Here is a 23,706-nt window from a genome sequence, read left to right as displayed (position 1 = left end):
GTGCATTTCGTTCCATCGATGCTCGATGTCTTCCTCGCGGAAGGTGATCTGTCGCGGTGCGTCGCCCTGCGGCAGATCTTCACCAGTGGTGAGGCGCTGACCGCGGCGAGCGTGTCGCGGGTGGCCGAGGCGCTCGCCGTTCCCGTGCACAACCTGTACGGACCGACCGAAGCGGCCGTCGACGTCACCGCCCACGAGACGGTGCCCGGCGAAACCCCGGTCCCCATCGGTACGCCCGTATGGAATACGTCGGTGCGGGTGCTCGACCGGCGACTGCGTCCTGTGCCCATCGGAATCGAAGGCGAACTCTATCTCGGTGGCGTACAGCTCACGACCGGCTACTACGGTGCCGCAGGGCTGACGGCGGAACGGTTCGTCGCCGACCCCGCAGGCAACGGACGCCTGTACCGTACGGGCGACCTGGTCCGGTGGCGCGCCGACGGCGCGCTCGAGTACCTCGGCCGCAGCGACTTCCAGGTCAAGCTCCGAGGCCAGCGCATCGAACTCGGCGAGATCGAAGCCGTACTGCTCGAGCCCGACACCGTGACCCAGGCCGTCGTCGTGCTGCATCGCGACGATGCCGCCGGTGAACATCTCGTCGCGTACGTGGTGGGCGACCGTGACGCGGCTCTCGCACACGCCGAGTCGCGGCTCCCACGACACATGATCCCGACCCTCGCCGTGTCCCTCGACGCGATGCCCGTCACCGCGAACGGAAAACTCGACCGAAAGGCCCTGCCGGAACCCGAATTCGGATCGGCCGAGCATGTAGCACCGGCGTCGGGTACCGAACACATCGTCGCCGGGGTGATCGCCGAACTCGTCGGCCACGACCGTGTCGGAGCGACGACGAGCTTCTTCGACCTCGGTGGCAACTCGCTCACCGCGACCCGGCTCCTCGCCCGGCTCGACGACCACTTCGGCACCCGCCTGCAGGTACGCGACCTGTTCGACAACCCCACGGTCGCAGGACTGGCCCGGATCATCGACGGCCGCCGCGACGATCAGCGGACGCAACCGGCCGCGCGACCACGCCCTGAGCGGATCCCGCTGTCGCCCGCGCAAACGCGCATGTGGTTCGTCAACCGTTTCGACCCCACCTCAGGCGCCTACAACGTCGCGGTCGCATTGCGGCTCACCGGTGTACTCGACGAGGAGGCGCTGCGCGCCGCCGTGATCGACATCGCCGGGCGCCACGAGACGCTGCGCACCCGCTACCCCGACTCCGGCGACGGCCCATACCAGCAGATCCTGCCCGTTTCCGAGCCCGGACGGGTGCCGGCGGCCCAGCCACTCGACGGGCCGCTCGACGAGAGACTGCGCGCGGTGGTGGGACGCGGCTTCGACGTCACCGCCGCGCCGCCCGTCGCGTTGACGGTGCTGCGGGAGAGCAGTGCCGACGGCGCACTCGTCGACAGCCACGTGCTCGTGCTGGTGGTGCACCACATCGCCATCGACGGGTGGTCCATGCAGTCACTTGCCCGCGATCTCGTCGCGGCCTACGGCACCCGCGTCCTCGGTAACGCCCCCACCTGGGAGCCCTTGCCCGTCCAGTACGCAGACTTCGCGATCTGGCAGCACGACCTGCTCGGCGACGTCGATGACCCCGGCTCGCTCGGCGCCCGTCAACTCGGCTTCTGGCGCGACACCCTCGCCGGTGCGCCCGAGGTATCCGATGTGCCGACCGACCGCCGCCGTCCCGCGGTCCCGTCGTTCCGCGGCGGCACCGTGTCGGCCGAACTCGACTCGCAGCTGTACTCTCAGCTCGACGAACTCGCGCGCGTGCGCGGTGCGTCACTGTTCATGGTGCTGCACGCCGCACTCGCGGTGCTGCTGGCCCGGCTGAGCGGCACCGGGGACATCACCATCGGCACACCGGTCGCGGGGCGCGGACAGTCGAACCTCGACGATGTCATCGGCATGTTCGTCAACACGCTTCCGCTGCGCGTGTCGGTGGCCTCCGGTGAATCGTTCACCGATGTGCTCGCGCGGGTACGCGATGTCGACCTCGCTGCCTATGCACATGCGGATCTGCCGTTCGAGCGGCTCGTCGACGCCCTCGGTACGTCACGCGCCACCTCACACCATCCGGTGTTCCAGACCGTCCTGGCACTCGAGGTGCCGCGCCCGGCCTCCGTGTCGCTGCCCGGTCTCGAAATCGACGTTCTTCCCGTCGATTTCGGTATCGCCAAGTTCGATCTGGAATTCGCGGTCACCGAGCACGACGACCACGCCACCGTCGCTTTGACGTTCGCACACGACCTGTTCGACGACCGCACCGCCGCCATGATGCTCGAGCGGTATGTACGCGTGCTCTCCGGTGTCGCAGCCGACCCGCAGTCGGCAGTGGGCGACGTCGAGCTGCTGTCGGATGACGAACACCTCACTCTGATGCAGGCCCCGGAATCCGCCCCCTACCGACCCCTGCCCGTTCTGTTCGCCGACGCCGCAGCCGACCCCGAGGCTCTCGCCCTCGTCTCCGGTTCCGCGACCGTGACCTACCGCGAACTGGATCTGCGCTCGAACATCCTCGCCCGCAACCTCATCGAGGCCGGGGCAGTGCCCGGGTCGGTCGTCGCGGTCGCGCTGCCGCGGTCGGTGGACTCGGTGATCGCATTGTGGGCCGTCGCGAAGACCGGCGCCACGTTCCTGCCCGTCGACCCCGGCTATCCCGCCGCGCGTATCGAGCACATGATCACCGACTCCGGTGCGCGTCTCGGTGTCGCGCACACCGCACTGCCCGGTGGCCTCACCTGGGTGGCGCCGCACACCGGCGGTGACGATCGGCCGATCACCGGTCGCCTGCCGCGCCCGGACGAGGCGGCCTACCTGATCTACACCTCAGGGTCGACGGGCGTACCCAAGGGCGTCGTCGTCACTCACCGCGGACTCGCCGCATTCGTCGCCGAGCAGCAACGCCACTATCGGGTGCAACCCGGTGACCGGGTCGCGGCGTTCGCATCGCCGAGTTTCGATGCGTCGCTACTCGAGATCTTCATGGCCATCGGTGGGGGAGCAACACTCCAGTTGATCCCCGCCGACGTCTACGGCGGCACCGAACTCGAAAAGCACCTCACGGGTGTGACTCACCTCTTCCTCACCCCCGCTGCCCTCGCGACGCTGAACCCTGCACGCCTCGAACATGTTCGAGTCGTCGTTGTCGGCGGCGAAGCATGCGAGCCATCGCTCGTCGAGCGGTGGGCACCGGGACGCGAGATGTTCAACGCCTACGGCCCGACCGAGGCGACCATCATGGCCACCCATTTCGGACCGATGACGACGGGCGAGCCCGTGCGAATCGGCCGGCCCGTGCTCGGTACCGGCGCAGTGGTGCTCGACACGCGGCTGCGTCCTGTCCCGGCAGGAGTCCCGGGGGAGCTCTACGTGTACGGCGCCGGCCTCGCCCGCGGCTACCACGATCAGGCTGCGCTCACCGCATCCCGATTCGTCGCGAACCCGCTGCACGGCGGACTCATGTACCGCACCGGCGACCTCGTCCGCTGGGTCGATGACGACCTCGACTACCTGGGGCGCACCGACTTCCAGGTGAAGGTGCGTGGTCACCGCATCGAACTGCCGGAAATCGACGCGGTGCTCGCCGGCCACCACGGAATCGACGCGGCGGTCACCGTGTCGCACGAAGCGACCGGCACCCTCGTGTCCTATGTGACGGCATCGAAGGAGACCGGCGCGCCGGATCCGGCCGAGCTGTCGGTGTACGCCGCGCAGGTGCTGCCCGCGTACATGGTGCCGTCGTCGATCACCGTCGTAGACACTTTCCCCCGCACGGGTGCAGGCAAGATCGACACCCGCGCGCTCCCCGAACCTGTCTTCGCCGCATCCGAGTTCGTCGAACCTCGCAGCGCGGACGAAGTGCGCGTCGCCGAGGTGTACGCCGAGATCCTCGGCGTCGACCGGGTCGGTGCGCACGACGACTTCTTCGCACTCGGCGGCAACTCGCTGTCTGCGACGCGGGTGATCGCGCGGCTCGACTCGTCGTTGGGTGTGCGTGCGCTCTTCGAGAACCCCACGGTCGCGGCGCTCGCGCTCGCCGTCCGTGAAGGCGCCGCGGATCAGCGCCCGCCACTGACCGCAGGTACTCGGCCCGAGCACATCCCGCTCTCGCCTGCGCAACAGCGGATGTGGCTGATCAACCGGTTCGATCCCGCATCACCGGTCTACAACATTCCCGTCGCGGTGCGCCTGACCGGCCACCTCGACATCGATGCGCTCCAGGCGGCGGTCGACGATGTCGTGCAACGGCACGAGACCCTCCGCACGGTGTTTCCTGCGACCGCAACCGACCCGCATCAGGTGGTGCTCGACGTCGCACCGCTCGATCTCACCCCGCGCGCAGCCACCGTAGACACGGTGCGCGACGAGATCGTCGCCGTGGCAGGTCACGGGTTCGACGTCACCGACGAGACCCCCGCTCGCGCAGCGCTGCTCCGGCTCGCCGACGACGAGCACATCCTCGTCGTCGTGGTGCACCACATCGCCGCCGACGGCGCCTCGACGATGCCGCTCGCCCGCGACATACTCGTCGCCTACCAGGCGCGACTGTCCGGAACGGAACCCGCGTGGGCCCCCCTCGCCGTGCAGTACGCCGATTACGCGCTGTGGCAACGCGCCTTGCTCGGCAACCACTCGGACCCCACATCGATCGCGGCGCGTCAGCTCGCGTACTGGACCGACACGCTCGCCGACAAGCCTGCGGTGCTCGATCTGCCCGCCGACCGCCCGCGCCCTGCCGTCGCCTCACAGCGCGGTGCCCGCACCGAATTCCGCATCGGCCCCGACACCGTGCGCGCGCTCGACAACCTGGCCCGAAGCCACGGCGCAACCCGCTTCATGGTGCTGCACGCGGCGCTCGCCGTGCTGCTCTGCAGGCTCGGATCCACCGAGGACATCAGCATCGGCACGCCCATCGCCGGGCGCGGAGACGCCGCACTCGACGACCTGGTCGGCATGTTCGTGGGCACCCTCGTGCTGCGCACCCGCATCGACCCGGGCACCGGATTCGCTGAGTTCCTCGAACAGGTCCGCGACACCGACCTCGCCGCATTCGGCCATGCCGACGTGCCGTTCGAGGAGGTCGTCGACGCCGTCGACCCCGTCCGTTCGCAGGCGCATGCACCGCTGTTCCAGGTGTCGCTGTCGGTGCAGAACCAGGGCACCGGAACCCTCGAGCTGCCCGGCCTCGCCGTGGAGCCCCTCGACCCCGGCATCGACGTCGCCAAGGTCGATCTCGAATTCACCGTCCGTGACGGCGATGACGAGTCGCTTGCCGCATCGCTCACCTACGCCACAGACCTGTTCGACGAACACACCGCCGTGACTCTCGCCGAGCGGTGGACACGACTGCTCGGTGCGATCGCGTCCGAGCCGACCCTCGCAGTGGGCGACCTGCCGGTACTCGACGACGCAGAGATCTCCCGCGCACTCGCTCACGCGGTGCCCGCCGCATTGCCCCCGCAGACGTTGCCGCAGATCTTCGCTGCCGGCGTGGCAGCCGATCCCGACGGAATCGCCGCCACCGATGGCATCCGGCGTCTCACCTACACCGAACTCGACCGCGCCTCCACCCGCCTGGCGCACAAACTGACCGCCCACGGCGCCGGACCGGAAACCGCAGTGGCACTGTCGTTCCCACGCTCGATCGACGCGATCGTGGCGTTGTGGGCGGTCGTGAAGACCGGAGCGATGTTCGTACCCATCGATCCGGCGCTGCCCACGGCACGCATCGAATACCTGCTGTCCGACTCGGACGCGAACATCGGGGTCGGCACCGGACCGTCCGGCATCCCATGGCTGTCGGTCGACGCCGAAGACCAGCCCGATACTCCACTCGCACCGGCAATCACGGCACTGTCCGCGGCATACATGATCTACACCTCGGGCTCCACCGGCACCCCCAAGGGCGTCGTGGTCACCCATCGCGGTCTGGCTGCCTTCACAGCCGGGCACCGACCGGAACTCGGCCTCGACACGGCATCGCGGCTGCTGCGGTTCTCGTCGTCGAGCTTCGACGCATCGGTATTCGAACAGATCGCCGCGTTCTCCGCCGGTGCCACCATGGTGGTCGCGCCTCCGGACATCGTCGGAGGCGGCGAGCTCACCGACCTGCTCGGACGCGAGCGCGTCACACATATCCTCACCGCGCCCGCCGCCCTCGGCACCCTCACCACCGGCGAACTGCCCGAACTCGAAGCCGTCGTCGTCGGCGGCGACGTGTGCCCTCCCGAACTCGTCGAACGGTTCGGCCCGGCCTGCCGGTTCATCAACAGCTACGGCCCCACCGAAACCACGATCATCATCACCGCCACCGCGCCTCTGACACCGGGCGACGAGATCACCATCGGCACACCCATCGAAGGTTCCGGCGCCGTGGTGCTCGACCACCGGCTGAAGCCCGTCGCCGACGGCGTCATCGGTGAGCTGTACCTGTCCGGGGCAGGCCTCGCGCGCGGCTACCACCGGCGCCCTTCCCAGACCGCGTCCCGATTCGTCGCGAATCCGTTCACCGGCAACCTCATGTACCGCACGGGCGACCTCGTGCGGCGCACCCCCGCAGGCGAACTCGATTTCATCGGCCGCAGCGACGCGCAGGTCCAGGTCCGTGGCCTGCGCATCGAACTCGGCGAAATCGAAGCCGCCCTCACCCGCGATGACGACGTCGCACAGGCAGTCGTCGTCGTGCATTCCGACCCGCACACCGGCGACCGGATCATCGGATACGTCGTGCCCGCCACCGGCGCCACCGTCGATCCGCAGCAGATCCGCGACCGACTCGCAGACGAACTGCCCGCCTACATGGTGCCCGCGCAGATCCTCGTGCTCGACGCTCTGCCGATCACCGCGCACGGCAAGCTCGACCGGAAAACCCTTCCCGTTCCCGGTATCGAAGCCCGCGCATTCCGTGCGCCCGAGAGCCCCGTCGAGCAGACTGTCGCCGCCGTCTACGCCGACCTGCTCGGCACCGCGCGCGTCGGGCTCGACGACGACTTCTTCGAACTCGGCGGCAACTCGCTCACCGCCACCCAGCTCGTCGCACGACTCGGGGCGGCCCTCGACACCACGGTGCCTGTGCGTGCCGTGTTCGAAAACCCGACGGTGAGCGCGCTCGCTGCCGCCGTCGCACACACCGCGGGGGAGGGATCGAGGCCCGCGCTGGTGAAATACGACCGACCCGAAACCATCCCGCTGTCGCTCGCGCAGCAGCGGATGTGGTTCTTCAACCGGTTCGATCCCGGATCGGCGGCGTTCAACATCCCGATCGTGCTGCGGCTGACCGGCACTCTCGACGAACCGGCGCTGCGGGCGGCGTTGTCCGACGTTCTCGAACGCCACGAATCCCTCCGTACCGTGTACCCCGACACCGAGACCGGACCGACGCAGAAGATCGTGCCGGCAGATCGGCAGGTCACCGAGTTCGCGACGGTCGATGTCTCCGCGGAGGACATCGGTTCGTACCTCGTCGAGTTCGTCTCCCGCGGATTCGATCTCAGTGCCGAAACCCCTGTTCGCGCGCGGCTGTTCAGGATCTCCGCCGACGAGCACGTGCTCGCCGTCGTCGCCCATCACATTGCCAGCGACGGTGGATCGCAGGCCCCGATGTCGCGCGACCTCGTCACCGCATACCTCGCACGCTCGGGCGGCGCAGCCCCCGGCTGGGCGCCGCTGCCCGTGCAGTACGCCGATTACGCACTGTGGCAGAAGGACCTGCTCGGGAGCGAGACCGATCCGTCGTCCCTCCTCGCGCGGCAGCTCGCCTACTGGACCGCCGCCCTCGTCGATCTGCCCGACCTCGTCGAGATGCCCACCGATCATCCGCGTCCGGCCGTGCAGTCGTCGCGTGGAGCCACCGTCGAGTTCTCACTCGACGCCGAACTCGCCGACCGCATCGAGCAGTTCACCCGCGAGCGCGGAGTCACGCTGTTCATGCTCGCGCACGCCGCCGTCTCCGTGCTGCTCGCCCGGTGGTCCGACAGCACAGACATTCCGGTCGGCACCCAGATCGCGGGTCGGGGCGAACCCGCGCTCGACGACCTTGTCGGCATGTTCGGCAACACACTCGTGTTGCGCCTGCAGGTCGATCCCGCGGCGACGTTCGACGACATCCTCACACAGGCCCGCGACGTCGACCTCGCCGCGTTCTCACACCCCGACGTCCCCCTCGAACGTCTCGTCGAACTCCTCGACCCGGCACGGTCCACCGCCTATTCCGCGCTGTTCCAGACGTTGCTCGTCGTGCACAACTTCACCCGCTCCGAGGTGACGCTGCCCGGGTTGACCGTCGCACCGGTGGACACCGGCGCGGTCGGCGCGAAACTCGATCTCGAAATCCACCTCGGGGAACGCGTGGATGCCGACGGGCAGCGCACCGGCATCGACGGGTCCATCACCTACGCGACCGACCTGTTCACCGGCCACACAGTCGGCCGGTTGTCCGAACACCTCGTTGCGCTGCTCGACGCCGCGATCCGCGACCCTCGTGCCACGGTCGGCGACATCGACCTGCGCGGACCCGACGAGCGCGCACTCGCGCAGGCGGTCAACAACACCGCGACCGGACGTGACCCCGGCAACGGCGAGGAAACCGACACACTGCTCACCCGATTCACCACGCAGGCAGCGCGCACACCGGACGCGGCCGCACTCGTGCTCGAGGGTGACACGGTCACGTACGGGCACTTCGCTTCCCGCGTGAACCGGCTCGCCAGGCACCTCGTGGAAGCCGGCGTCGGGCCCGATACGCTCGTCGGGATCTATGCCGCACGCTCGGTCGAGATGATGGTCGCGATCTACGCGACGCTGCAGGCCGGCGGCGCCTACGTGCCGCTCGACCCCGAGCATCCCGCAGACCGCACCGAGTACGTGCTCGCCACCGCGCAGCCCGTGGTCGTGCTCACCACCTCGGCCGAACGGTCCACGCTTCCGGGCGAGCACCGGATCGTCGAGGTCGACGGCGCACTGCCCGAGGTGTCCGATGCGCCGCTCACCGACGCAGACAGGCTCGCACCGCTGCGAGGCGGCAACATCGCCTACATCATCTTCACGTCCGGATCCACCGGACGGCCCAAAGGTGTCGCTGTCGAACACCGTGCGGTGGCCAACCAGATCGCATGGATGCGCGAACGCTACGACCTCGGCCCCGGCGACGCTGCGATGCACAAGACACCGATGACGTTCGACGCGTCGGTATGGGAACTGTTCTACCCCTTGCAGGTGGGCGCGCGACTCGTCCTCGCCATCCCGGGCGGCCACCGCGACCCCGTCTACCTCGCGCAACTGTCGCGTGACGAGGGCGTGAACATCCTCGAATTCGTACCGTCGATGCTTGCGGTGTTCCTCGCCGACCCGGAACTCGAACTCCCCGACTCGGTGCGGTACCTGTCGGTCGGTGGCGAAGCGCTACCCGCTGACCTCGCCGCCGATGTCGCGGCGCGCTCCGATGCTGCCCTCGACAACACCTACGGCCCCACCGAAGCCACCGTGACCTCGACGGTGCTGCGCAGCGACGGCCACTACCGCGACACGGTGCCGATCGGCCGTCCCATCCGGAACACCACCGCCCACGTCCTCGACACGCGGCTGCACCCGGCGCCGGTGGGTATCCCCGGTGAGCTGTACCTCGGCGGAATCCAATTGGCACGTGGCTATCACGCCCGGCCCGATCTCACGGCCGAACGATTCGTTGCCGCTCCGGGTGGTGAGCGTCTGTACCGCACCGGCGACCGTGTGCGGCTGATGTCCGACGGCACCCTGGATTACCTCGGCCGCAACGACTTCCAGGTCAAGATCCGCGGTCTGCGCATCGAGCTCGGGGAAATCGAATCCGCGATCGTCGCTGTCGGTGAGGTGGCACGTGCCGTCGTCGTCGTGCACGACAGCGACCGCGGGCCACAACTTGTCGCCTACGTCGTCCCCACCGCGGGCGCCGTAGTGGACACCGACGTGGTCCGCGGAACCGTCGGCCGGGCGTTGCCGCGGTACATGGTTCCCGATGTCATCATGGTGCTCGACGCACTGCCGCTCAACGCATCCGGCAAACTCGACCGACGTGCCCTGCCGGAACCCGAGGTGGCCGCTCGCGAATTCCGCGCACCCCGCAGCGACGTCGAATGTGCGGTGGCAGACGCGGTCGCCGAGGTCCTCGGCGTCGAGCGTGCAGGACTGGACGACGACTTCTTCGCGCTCGGCGGAAACTCACTCGTCGCGACGCGTGTGGTGTCGCGGATCGGTGCGGCGCTCGGAATCGACGTGCCGCTGCGCACCCTTTTCGAACACCCCACCGTCGAAGCCCTCGCGGCGGCGATATCGGGTCTCACGACGAGCGGTGCCCGGAACCCGCTCGTCGCGCAGGAACGGCCGGAACTCGTGCCGCTGTCGTTCGCGCAGCAGCGGATGTGGTTCCTCAACCGGTTCGTTCCGGATTCGGCTGCCTACAACATCCCGATTGCGGTGCGTCTGTCCGGCGCTCTCGACGTCGATGCGCTCGACGCGTCGGTCGCCGACCTGATCGAGCGCCACGAAATCCTGCGGACCGTCTACCCCGAGGCCGACGGCGCCGCCCACCAGCGTGTCCTGCCGCCGCACGAGGCGATCCTCGATCTCACCCCGGTGCAGGCCTCCGACAACGATGTGGTGTCGCTGGCCACCGAATTCATCACGCGCGCGTTCGACGTGACCCGCGACGTGCCGGTACGGGCACGGCTGTTCCATCTCGGCGACAGCGAGCACGTCCTGGTCTTCGTCGTACACCACATCGCGGGCGACGGTTTCTCGATGGCGCCGCTGATCCGCGACGTGATGGTCGCGTACACCGCTCGCGTCGCCGGTGAACGCCCGGCGTGGGCTCCACTTGCCGTGCAGTACGCCGACTATGCGCTCTGGCAGCGTGAACTTCTCGGTTCCGGGGACGATCCCGAGAGCCTCGCATCGCGGCAGATCGCCTACTGGACCGAGACCCTGGCCGGAGCACCCGCCGAACTCGACCTGCCCACCGACCGTCCGCGACCCGCCGTCCGCTCCCAGCAGGGTGCGCTGCACCGGATCACAATCGATCGCGGCCTGCACGCCGGACTCGAACACCTCGCCCGAGAGCATCATTCGACGCTCTTCATGGTGATCCACGCGGCATTCGCGGTGTTGCTCTCCGCGTTGTCCGGCAGCCGCGACCTCACCGTCGGTACTCCCGTCGCAGGCCGCGGCGAGGCCGCACTCGACGACCTCATCGGCATGTTCGTCAACACGCTCGTATTGCGCACCGACGTCGATCCGGACCGGTCGTTCAGCGAGTTCCTCGACTCCGTCCGCACCACCGACCTCGCCGCGTTCGCGCACGCAGATGTCCCGTTCGAAAGCCTCGTCGACGCGCTCGCCCCCACCCGGTCGCAATCGCGGACCCCGCTGTTCGAGGTGATGCTCGTTCTGCAGAACATGCAGCACACCGCGCTCGAGCTCGACGACGTGCGGATGAGCGCTCTCGATGTCGAGTTCGCCGAGGCACGTTTCGACCTGCAGCTGACGATGGGTGAAACCTACGACGACGCCGGGGACGTCACCGGTATGGTCGCTGAATTCACCTACGCGACAGCATTGTTCGAGGCTTCCACGATCGAGACCATCGCGGAGCGCTTCGAGCGTGTTCTGCGCAGCGTGACGGACGAACCGGATCGCACCGTCTCCACCATCGACGTGCTCACCCCCGGCGAACGCGCGCAGCTGCTCACCACCTGGAACGGCACCGCGCCGCGGGAGACCCTCGTGAGCCTGTTCGATGCGCAGGTGCAGCGGTCTCCCGACGCGGTCGCAGTGGTGGCCGACGATGTCATCCTCACCTACCGCGAGTTCGATGCGCGCGTGAACCGGCTGGCGCGTCACTTGATCTCCCTGGGCGTCGGGCCCGAGACCCACGTCGCGTTGGCGATGGCGCGGTCGCTGCACCAATTGGTCGCGATGTACGCGACCGTCAAAGCCGGAGGTGCCTATGTGCCGATCGATCCGGATCTACCCGACGAGCGCAACGAGTACGTCCTCGAGACCGCTGCGCCCGTCCTGATCATCACGACCTCGGGTGAAACCGTCACCGCGCGTAGCGATATCCCGGTGCTGCGTGTCGATACCGTCGAGCTGGCGAATATATCGGACGTTCCGGTGACCGATGCGGAACGCGCGATGCCGCTGCGTCCCGAGAACACCGCGTGGGTGATCTTCACGTCGGGCTCCACCGGCCGCCCCAAGGGCGTGTCGGTGCCGCACGGGCAGATCGCGGTCGCGATCGACTGGCGGCAGCAACGGTACGGGCTCGGGGCCGACGACACCGTGCTCCAGAAGACCGCATTCACGTTCGACGCGTCGGGGCGCGAATTCTGGTGGCCGCTCACCGCCGGTGCGCGCCTCGTCCTCGCCTCACCCGACGGACACCGCGACCCCTACTACCTCGCCGCAGCCATCGAGCAACACGGCGTGACCTCGTCGTACTTCGTTCCGTCGGTGCTGACCGAAGTGGTCGCCGTCGCGCGCGAAGGTCAACTGAACTCGCTTCGACAGGTGTACTGCTCCGGCGAGGTGCTGACCCCGCAGCTTGCGCAGGCCGTGCACGCGGCGAGCGGAGCCGAGGTGTCCAACGAATACGGCCCGACCGAGTTCACGCTCTCGATCACCCGTCACGTTGCGTCCGATACGGGCGTGCCATCGCTGCCCATCGGTACGCCCCAAGGCAACGCAGGCGCGTACGTCCTCGACAGCAGGCTGCGGCCCGTTCCCCTCGGCACCGCGGGCGAGTTGTATCTCGCGGGGCAGCAACTCGGTCGAGGCTACGTGTCGCAGCCGGAGCTGACCGCGGAGCGGTTCATCGCAGACCCGTACGGACCCGATGGCACTCGCATGTACCGCACGGGTGACCTCGTGCGACGGAACAGTGCGGGCGAACTCGAGTACGTGGGCCGCACCGACTTCCAGGTCAAGCTGCGCGGGCTGCGCATCGAACTCGGCGAAGTGGAAGCCGCGTTCAGCGCGCACCCCGCGGTGCGTCAGGTCGTCGTGGTCCTGAGGAAAGACCCCCACATCGGCGACAGCCTCATCGCCTACCTCGTCGCACACGACGAGGCCGACCTCGACATCGACGAGATGAAGAGCTCGGTGGCGCAGCGAGTTCCGTCCTACATGGTGCCCACGTCCGTAATGGTGCTCGACCGGATGCCCCTCAACCCGTCGGGCAAGGTCGACCGTAAGGCGCTGCCCGATCCCGAGTTCGAGGAACGCGAGTTCCGTGCACCGGTCACACACGTCGAGCAGACCATCGCGTCGGTCTTCGCCGATGTCCTCGGTGTCGAGCGAGTCGGGCTGGACGACGACTTCTTCGCGATCGGCGGCAACTCCCTTGTCGCTACCCGCATCGCCGCCCGTATCGGTGCCGCCCTGCACACCACCGTGCCGGTCCGTGCGATCTTCGAAGCACCCACCGTGGCAGGCCTGGCCGCCGAGGCATTCCGGTTCGGACCCGCCGGCCACCCGGCCCTCGTACCGCAAGAGCGCCCCGAGCGGATCCCGTTGTCGCTTGCGCAACAGCGGATGTGGTTCCTGAACCGATTCGATCCCCGGTCGGCGACCTACAACATCCCCGCGGCGATCAAGCTCACGGGCAATCTCGACGTCGATGCGCTGCGCGGTGCCGTCCGAGACCTCCTCGCACGCCACGAGATCCTGCGGACCGTCTACCCCGAGGTCGACGGCGCCGGAATGCAGGTGATCAGGCCGGTCTCCGAGGTCACCCTCGACCTGCGCGAGGAGGACGTCGAACCGGACAGGGCCCTCGGGGTCGTCACCTGTGCGATCCGGGCCGGTTTCGACGTGACCGCGGACGTCCCGGTCCGGGCACGCCTTCTTCGCATCGGTGAGCGCGAGTTCGTTCTCGTCGTCGTCGTGCACCACATCGCCGCCGACGGCTTCTCCATCGGGCCGATGCTGCGCGACGTGATGGTCGCGTACGCAGCCAGGTCCACAGGGGAAACTCCGGCCTGGACACCGCTCGACGTGCAGTACGCCGACTACAGCCTGTGGCAACTGGGCGCCCTCGGGTCCGAGGACGACCCGACAAGCGTGATCTCACGGCAGATCGATTACTGGGCCGGCGCTCTCGACGACATCCCCGACGTTCTCGAACTGCCCGCCGACCGTGCGCGTCCGGCAGTGGCGTCGTACCGCGGTGCAACCCATCGTGTGCATCTCGATGCCTCGACGCATCAGCACCTGCTCGACCTTGCCCGGTCACGGAACGCGACGCTGTTCATGGTGCTGCACAGCGCCCTGAGCGCAGAACTCGCATGGCTGAGCGGCACCGCCGACATTGCCGTCGGAACGCCCGTCGCCGGTCGCGGCGACCAGGCGCTCGACGACCTCATCGGCATGTTCGTCAACACCCTCGTGCTCCGCACCCGGATCGATCCCGACGAGCCGTTCTCGACATTGCTGTCGCGTTCCCGCGACATCGCCCTCGGCGCCTTCGCACACGCAGACGTGCCGTTCGAGCGCCTCGTCGAGGTTCTCGACCCGCCCCGGTCGCAGGCACGGAACCCGCTGTTCCAGGTGATGCTCACCCTCCAGAACATGGAGCGCCGCCACTTCGAACTCGGCGACGTCCGGATCGAACCGATCGACGCAGACCTCGGCGAAGCCAAGGTCGACCTGCAGGTCACCGCGATCGAACAGTTCGACGACGACGGCGCACCCGCCGGCATCGACGCGGCCTGGACGTACGCGACAGACCTGTTCGACGACACGACCGTCGTCACGTTCGCAGAAAGTTTCACACGGCTCCTGTCCGCGATCGTCGCCGATCCGGACCTGCAGGTAGCGGCGTTGCCGCTACTCGACGATGCCGAACGGACCCGAGTGCTGGCGCTCGGAGTCGGTCCGGACGTCGCTGCAGGCGAGGAGGTTGCAGTCGTCGATTCGGAGGCGACCGCAGTCACTTCGGCGGGCGTGTCCTTGTCCCGTGGCGAATTCGACGAGCGTGTCGCGGCGCTGGCCCGCGCTCTGATCGCGCGTGGCGTCGGCCCGGAGACACGTGTCGCGGTGCACATGGAGCGCAGTATCGACCTGCTCGTCGGCATCCACGCGATCCTGCAGGCCGGTGGCGCGTACGTCCCGCTCGATCCCGACCACCCGGCCGAGCGTATCGCGCACATCCTCGATGCCGCGAAACCTGCTCTCGCGCTTGTCCGCTCCTCCGCGGCCGGACTTCCGATTCCGATGCTCGCGGTCGATTCCGTCGGTGCATCCAACGACACATCATCGATCACCGACGACGACCGGCTCGCACCGCTGCGCCCCGACCACCTCGCGTATGTGCTGTTCACCTCAGGGTCGACGGGCATGCCCAAGGGCGTCGCCGTCACACATCGCGCGCTGAACACCCAGCTCGACTGGATGCAGCACACGCTCGGGCTGACCTGCGACGACGTGATCCTGTGGAAGACACCCGTCACCTTCGACGCCTCCGTGTGGGAATTGCTGCTGCCCACACGTATCGGCGCGCGCCTTGTGATGGCACACCCCGAAGGCCACGCCGATCCCGCGTATCTCGCATCGGTGATTGCCGCGGAGAAGGTGACGGTCGCGCAGTTCGTGCCGTCGGTACTCGACCTTGTCGTCGACGAGGATCCCGGACCGTCTCTGCAGCATGTGTTCTCGGGTGGTGAGACACTACGCTCGGCTACCGCCGAACGAGTCCGCAATGCGCTCGGCGCGCAAATCCACAACCTGTACGGCCCGACGGAAACCACGATCCAGGTCGCCCACCGGGCAGGGACATCCCGTGCGGGACAGAGCGTACCGATCGGCACGGCGGTCGCGGGCACGACATTGCTGGTGCTCGATGCGCGTCTGCAGCCGGTTCCCGTCGGTGTGCGCGGCGAACTCTACGTCGCGGGGCCGCAGGTGGCGCGCGGCTACGAGAACGCCACCGGCCAGACCGCGTCGCGCTTCGTCGCCGACCCCTACAGCGCACGCGGCGCACGGATGTATCGCACAGGCGACGTCGTGCGCTGGACGACGGCGGGAGAACTCGACTACCTGGGCCGCAGCGACCATCAGATCAAACTACGTGGCCTGCGCATCGAAATCGGCGAGATCGAAACAGTGCTGCAGGCGATGGACATGGTCGCGGCGGCGGCAGTCGCGGTGGTGTCGGATCGGCTCGTCGGCTATGTCGTTCCCGCATCCGGTTCGGACGTCAACGTCGAATCAGTTCGTGATGCAGCGGCAGATCAGTTGCCGTCGTATATGATTCCGGATGCCCTCGTCGTGCTCGAGGCCATGCCGCTCAACACCTCCGGCAAACTCGACCGCAGGGCACTTCCGGAGCCGGAATTCGAGACGCGGGAATTCCGGGCACCGGTGACGCCGACCGAAGAGATCGTGGCGTCGGTCTTCGGTGCCGTGCTGGGCGTCGAACGTGTCGGCCTCGACGACGGATTCTTCGAACTCGGCGGCAACTCCCTCAGCGCGACGCAAGTCGCATCGCGAGTGGGTGTGGCAGTGGATGCGCGGGTGCCGGTGCGAATGCTGTTCGAGTCGCCGACCGTGGTTGCGCTCGCTTCCGCAGTCGACAAGCTGGCCGGCTCCGGCGGCGCCATTCCGCTCGAGCCCCAGCCACGGGTGGGGCAGATTCCGTTGTCGCTGGCCCAAACCCGGATGTGGTTCCTCAACAGATTCGATCCGCAGTCGGCGGCCTACAACATCCCGATGGCCATTCGCCTTTCCGGTCCTCTCGACGTGGCCGCGTTGCAGGCGGCCGTATCGGACATCATCGCCCGACACGAGGTGCTGCGTACCGTCTACCCCGAGAACGACGGTGCCGGAGTCCAGCAGATTCTCGACGTGTCAGCGGTTCGCCTCGACCTGGCTCCGAAGCTGGTCGGATCGGACGAAGTCGTCGATGCGGTGACCGGTGTGGTGGGTGCCGGATTCGATGTGACGACCGAGGTTCCGTTGCGTGCTCGGCTGTTCGAAGTGGGCGAGGCCGACTACGTGATCGTTCTCGTCGTTCACCACATCGCGGGTGACGGGTTCTCCACGGGCGCGATGGCACGGGACGTCATGACTGCCTACGCGGCGCGCGCGCAGGGCGAGTCGCCGCGGTGGACACCGCTTCCCGTCCAGTACGCCGACTACACGCTCTGGCAGCGGGCGATGCTCGGCACCGAAGACGATCCGTCGAGTGTGGTGTCGCAGCAGGTGGCCTACTGGACGAACGCTCTGGACGGGGTTCCGGACCGGATCGATCTGCCTGCCGACCGGCCGCGACCGATGGTGGCGACCCATCGCGGAGCTTCTTATGACTTCAACGTCGAGGCATCGACGCGTGACGCACTGAACCGACTGGCGCAGCAGCACAATGCCACGATGTTCATGGCCGTCCACGCTGCGCTTGCGGTGCTGCTGGCCCGCCTGAGCGGCACCAGCGACATCGTGATCGGCACCCCCGTCGCGGGACGCGGGCATGCCGAACTCGATGATCTCATCGGCATGTTCGTCAACACCCTGGTGCTTCGCACCGACGTCGACGGCGGAAGTACCTTCTCGGAGATTCTCGAGCAGGTTCGCGACACGGACCTCGCGGGGTTCGCGCATGCGGATGTGCCGTTCGAGCGTCTGGTCGAGATACTCGACCCGCCCCGGTCGCAGGCGCGCAATCCGCTCTTCCAGGTGATGCTCGCATTCGAACACGAGAGCGCGACGTCCTTCGAACTGGACGGACTATCGGTCTCCGCGCTGGACGTCGGGGAGATGCCGGTCAAGTTCGATCTGCAGATCACAGTCGTGGAATCCGCTGAATCGGACGGATTGGGCGTGCGATTCCACTACGCAACCGACCTGTTCGACCCCGCGACGATAGCCGGGTTCGCCGACCGGTTCGTGCGGTTGCTCGACGAGGTGGCTGCCGGATCGCAGGTTGCTGTCGGCGACCTCGACCTTCTCACCGACTCCGAACGTGCGCACGTACGCGCCGTCCAGGCCGGTGTCACACATGCGATTTCCGCGGATTCGGTCCTCGAAGCGTTCGAGGCGCAGCTCACCCGGACTCCGAACGCGACCGCCGTACTCACGGGAGCGGTCGCGCTGTCGTATGCGGAGTTCGGCGATCGGGTGAATCGTCTGGCACGCGAACTGATTACCCGCGGTGTCGGACCCGAATCGAATGTCGCGGTGTACATGTCGCGCTCGGTGGACATGCTGATATCGGTCTATGCCGTCCTCGTGGCCGGTGGTGCATACGTGCCACTCGACCCCGAGCATCCTGTCGATCGGACGGAGTACGTGTTGCAGGCTGCAGCACCCGTGCTCGTCCTGACCACCGTAGGTGGACGCGCCGCGTTGTCCGGCAGCATCCCGACGGTATGTGTCGACGACATGGACCTGTCCACGCGTTCCGGAACCGCGGTCACCGATGCCGACCGCTCTTCGCCGTTGCGGCCGGAGAACACCGCCTACGTGATCTTCACGTCAGGCTCGACCGGGCGTCCGAAGGGAGTCGCGGTCAGCCATTCGGCTGTGGTGAATCAGATTGCCTGGATCGCGGATCGATTCGGGATCGGCGCCGACGACACAGTTCTGCTGAAGACCCCCTTCACGTTCGATGTGTCGGTCTGGGAACTGTTCGCACCGCTGTCGAGCGGTGCACGGCTCGTGGTGGCCTCCGCGGACGGACATCGGGACCCGCAGTACCTGGCGGAGACGATCGACGAGCATGCGGTCAGTTTGGTGTCGTTCGTTCCGTCGATGCTCGACGTGTTCGTCGGACAGTTGAGCGGTGATGCGTGCGGTTCCCTTAGGGCCGTACTCGTTGCGGGTGAGGCATTGGCGCCGGCGACAGTCGCCGGATTGCAGACGGCGTTGCCGACTACTTCGGTGCACAACCTGTACGGTCCGACCGAATTCACCGTGCATGCGACCGAGACCGTGGTCGACGGCGCCAACGCTGTGGTGCCGATCGGCTCGCCGGTGTGGAATTCCGGTGCATATGTGCTCGATCACCGGTTGCGGCCGGTTCCCGAGAGGGTGCCGGGCGAGTTGTACCTGTCGGGTCGTCAGGTGGCGCGCGGATATGCGGGTCGCGCTGATCTGACTGCAGATCGGTTCGTGGCTGACCCGTTCGTCGTCGGTGCTCGAATGTACCGGACGGGTGATGTGGTCCGGCGGAACCGCTCCGGCGCACTGGAGTACATAGGGCGCAGTGACTTCCAGGTGAAAGTGCGTGGTCTGCGAATCGAACTCGGTGAGATCGAAGCGGTGCTGCGTGACGACCCCGCAGTGTCGTCGTCCACCGTTGCCGTGATGCGGGACCGGATCGTCGCCTACGTAGTACTCCTAGACGACAACACCGCCACCGAACCCGTGCTGCGCGCGGCGTCGTCCCGTCTGCCGTCGTACATGATGCCGGAGGCAGTCGTCGTCCTCGACGCACTGCCACTCAATGCGTCCGGGAAGCTGGATCGCAAAGCATTGCCGGAGCCGGTGTTCGAAACTCGTGAGTTCCGATCCCCGGAAAGCGCGACGGAACAGGCCGTGGCAGCGGTGTTCGCCGAGATCCTCGACCTCGAACGCGTGGGGCTGGACGACGACTTCTTCGCGCTCGGTGGCAACTCGCTGATCGCCACCCAGGTGGTGTCGCGGGTGGGTGCCGAGGTGGACGCGAAGGTTCCGGTGCGTGTGCTCTTCGAGTCGTCGACGGTGGGGGCATTCGCGGCGGCAGTCGAAGGGCTGACGGGAGCGGGCGGTGCTCTGCCACTGGTGCCCCAGAACCGTCCGGAGCGGATTCCGCTGTCCGTTGCCCAGCAGCGGATGTGGTTCCTCAACCGGTTCGACCCCGAATCTGCCGTGAACAACATTCCTGCCGCGATCCGATTGTCGGGAACACTCGATGTCGACGCGCTGTCGCATGCAATCGATGACGTGGTCGAGCGGCACGAGATTCTGCGTACCTACTATCCCGAGATCCACGGAATCGGCAGCCAGGTCGTACTTCCCACGGTTGACCGGCAGCTCGGTCTGGCGGTGGAAGCTGTAGCGGAGACCGATCTGCTGAGCGCGGTCGCTCGCGAGGTGAGTGCCGGTTTCGATGTGACGCTGGCGCCGCCAGTTCGCGTGAAGTTGCTCCGAGTCGCGGACGCCGAGCATGTGCTGGTAGTGGTCGTGCATCACATTGCGGCCGATGGTTTCTCGATGGGCCCGTTGTCGCGGGACGTGATGACGGCGTACGCGTCGCGGTCGATGGGCGAAGTGCCGCTGTGGGAGCCGCTCGAGGTGCAGTACGCGGATTACGCGATATGGCAGCGGCAGGTCCTGGGGTCCGAAGCCGATGAGGGATCGGTCTTGTCGCGGCAGTTGGCGTACTGGTCCGAGCAGTTGGCGGGGGCACCGGATGTGCTCGAGTTGCCTGCGGATCGTCCGCGTCCGGCTGTTGCGTCGTATCGCGGTGCATCGCATGACTTCATGTTGGCTGCATCGCTGAGTTCGAGCCTCGAGGTCGTCGCGCGTGCCCACGGTGTCACGCCCTTCATGGTCGTGCATTCTGCTCTTGCGGTGCTGCTTGCGCGGTTGTCGGGGACCGACGACATCGTGATCGGTACCCCGGTGGCGGGTCGCGGTGAGCGTGCGCTCGACGATCTGATCGGGATGTTCGTCAACACGTTGACGTTGCGGACGCAGGTCGAGGGCGGGGAGTCGTTCGACGAGTTGTTGTCTCGGGTGCGAGATGTGGACCTCGGCGCATTCGGGCACGCGGATATCCCGTTCGAGCGTCTGGTGGAGGTGCTGGATCCGGTTCGGTCGACCGCATGGAATCCGTTGTTCCAGGTGATGCTCACGTTCCAGAACTTCGCACCGACGAGTTTCGAGTTGCCAGGGCTGACGTTGGCTGCCGTCGAGGCCGATGCTCATCTTGCGAAGTTCGATCTGCAGGTCACGATGTCGGAGCTACCCGACGGCGGATTCGCTGTGTCGTTCACCTATGCGACGGACTTGTTCGACGAATCGACGATCGTGTCGGCTGCCGAGCGTTTCACCCGGGTATTGACAGCCGTAGTCGAAGACCCTTACGTGGTGGTCGGTGATGTCGACGTTCTGACCGCAGACGAACGTGCTCGATCGCTGGATTCCGGGAGCGGTGAGGATGTCCCGGCGTCCGGATACGCTGTTCCAGATCTCGTCGGACAACGTGTCGAGGGTTCGCCCGACGCGATGGCGATTGTCGGCGTCGACTCGGCACTGACGTACGGTGAATTCGGCGGCCGGGTGGCAGGTCTTGCGCGTCATCTGATTTCGTGGGGTGTCGGCCCTGATACTCGCGTGGCGGTGGCGATGAGCCGCTCCGTGGAGATGGTCGTTGCGATCCATGCGGTGCTCGCTGCCGGTGGTGCGTATGTGCCGATCGATCCGGAACAGCCGCACGACCGCATCGCGTACGTACTCGACATCGCAGACCCACTACTCGTGCTGAGTTCGTCGAATGAGGCCATCGACACCGATCGCGCTGTGGTGTGTACCGACACTCTCGACGTGTCCGAGCACTCGACCGAAGTTGTGTCCGATGCCGATCGCCGTGCGCCGCTGCGTCCCGAAAATGCCGCGTATGTGTTGTTCACGTCGGGCTCGACCGGTCGGCCGAAGGGCGTGACGGTGTCCCACGGCGCGGTGGTGAACCAGCTGTTGTGGATGCAGTCGAAGTTCGGTGTCGATGCGTCGGATTCGGTGTTCTTGAAGACCCCGTCGACTTTCGATGCGTCGGTGTGGGAATTGTTGTTGCCGTTCGTATCGGGTGCTCGGATGGTGGTCGCCGGGCCGGAAGGTCATCGTGATCCGGGGTATCTGGCCGGGGTGTTGACTTCGGGTGAGGTGACGATCGCGCAGTTCGTGCCGTCGGTACTCGATGCCGTGCTCGACGTCGTAGACCAGACCACCGATGCATTGCGGTTGGTGTTCGTCGGCGGCGAGGCGTTGTCCGGTGCGACGGCCGAACGGACTCGTGGGATGCTCGGCGCGCAGGTGCACAACCTGTACGGGCCGACGGAAGCGACGATGCAGGCGACACACCGTGCTGCCGATGACGTGGCCGGCCTTCAGGTGCCGATCGGTAGGACCGTGTGGAATACCGACGCGTGGGTACTCGACGCACGGATGCGGCCGCTGCCGTCCGGTCTGGTCGGCGAGCTGTATCTTTCGGGCGTTCAGCTTGCACAGGGATATGAAGGTCGTCCGCAGCTGACGGCCGATCGGTTCGTGGCGAATCCGTTCGGCGGTGCGGGTGAGCGGATGTATCGCACGGGTGATCTGGTGCGGTGGAGTCGTGCCGGTGAGCTCGAGTATGTGGGTCGTAATGATCAGCAGGTGAAGCTGCGTGGTCAGCGTATCGAGCTCGGTGAGATCGAGGCTGTGTTGCGTGGTCTCGGCGGTGTGGTCGCGGGTGCGGTTGCGGTGTGGTCGGATCAGTTGGTCGGCTATGTCGTTTTGTCGGGTGATCGGGATGCTTCGGATCTGCGGGGTGCGATGGGTGCGGTGCTGCCGGCGTATATGGTGCCGTCGCAGTTCGTCGTCCTCGAGTCGTTGCCGCTCAACGCGTCCGGAAAGTTGGATCGGAAGACGTTGCCGGAGCCGGTGTTCGAGGTGCGTGAGTTCCGTGCTCCGATCACACGGGCCGAGCAGGCTGTGGCGTCGGTGTTCGGTGAGGTGTTGGGTGTCGATCAGGTCGGCCTGGACGACGATTTCTTCGCGCTCGGCGGTACGTCCCTCGTCGCGACGAAACTCGTCTCACGTCTGCGCGCGGAGCTGGACACTCAGGTGCCCTTGCAGTGGTTGTTCCAGGAGTCGACCGTCGAAGGCTTCGCCCGTTTGATCGCCGAAGGTTCCGGTACGAGCATGTCGGACGCTCTCCGCCCGGTGCTGCAGCTGCGCACGCAGGGCTCCGGCACACCGTTGTTCTGCGTGCATCCGATCGTCGGGTTGTCGTGGTGCTACACCGGCCTGTCGCAGCAGCTCGCCACTGATGTCTACGGGCTGCAGACGCCGGCCGGGACCGAAGCCGACTTCGCGCCTGCCACCCTCGACGAACTCGCCGCGCGGTACGTCGAGGAACTTCGCCGCGTTCAGCCGCACGGACCGTACCGCTTGCTCGGCTGGTCGCTGGGCGGTGTGATCGCCCACGCGATGGCGGTGCAGCTGCAGGCCGCAGGCGAATCGGTGGGCCATCTCATGATGCTCGACAGCTTCGTGAACGGGTCGTCCGAGCCTCCGACCGGTGAACGGGCAGCGGTGTCCATGGATGATCTGCTCGCGGGATTCGGCTTCGACGGAGACGAGCTGGAGGACGTCGCCGGGCTCGTCTCGGCCGTCGCAGAGCTGACCGGCAATTCGGTCGACGACACCGAAGCGATGGTGCAGCGACTGATCGCCACCGCAGAGCACAACTCGACGCTGCTCAGCAGGCACCGTCCGGGAGTGTTCGACGGCGACGTCGTGTACTTTACGGCCTCTGCCGACGGTCGAAGCGGAGTCACCGACTGGACCGACGTCGTCACGGGCGAAATCCATGATCATTCAGTGCCCGTGACACATTGGCACATGACTTCACCCGAGGCTCTTGCGGTGGTCGGCCCGACGGTGCGTAGAGTCATAGAACCGTCACCGACCACCGACAACTGA

1 protein-coding gene (only partly in view) is annotated in these 23,706 nt (G+C 67.0%); it reads left to right on the top strand.

Annotated features, from left to right (window positions below):
* Positions 1-23,706, top strand: partial view of a non-ribosomal peptide synthase/polyketide synthase gene (locus ACSYG9_RS04290; protein ID WP_454841295.1) — the 3' portion only. It extends 6,561 nt beyond the left edge of the window; 23,706 of the gene's 30,267 nt are visible here — the last part of the coding sequence; its start codon lies beyond the left edge, outside the window; it ends in the stop codon at positions 23,704-23,706.

Source organism: Rhodococcus sp. SJ-2, from assembly GCF_053750035.1.
Note: the sequence above shows the minus strand (reverse complement) of the source record. Positions and strands in the feature narration are given on the sequence as shown.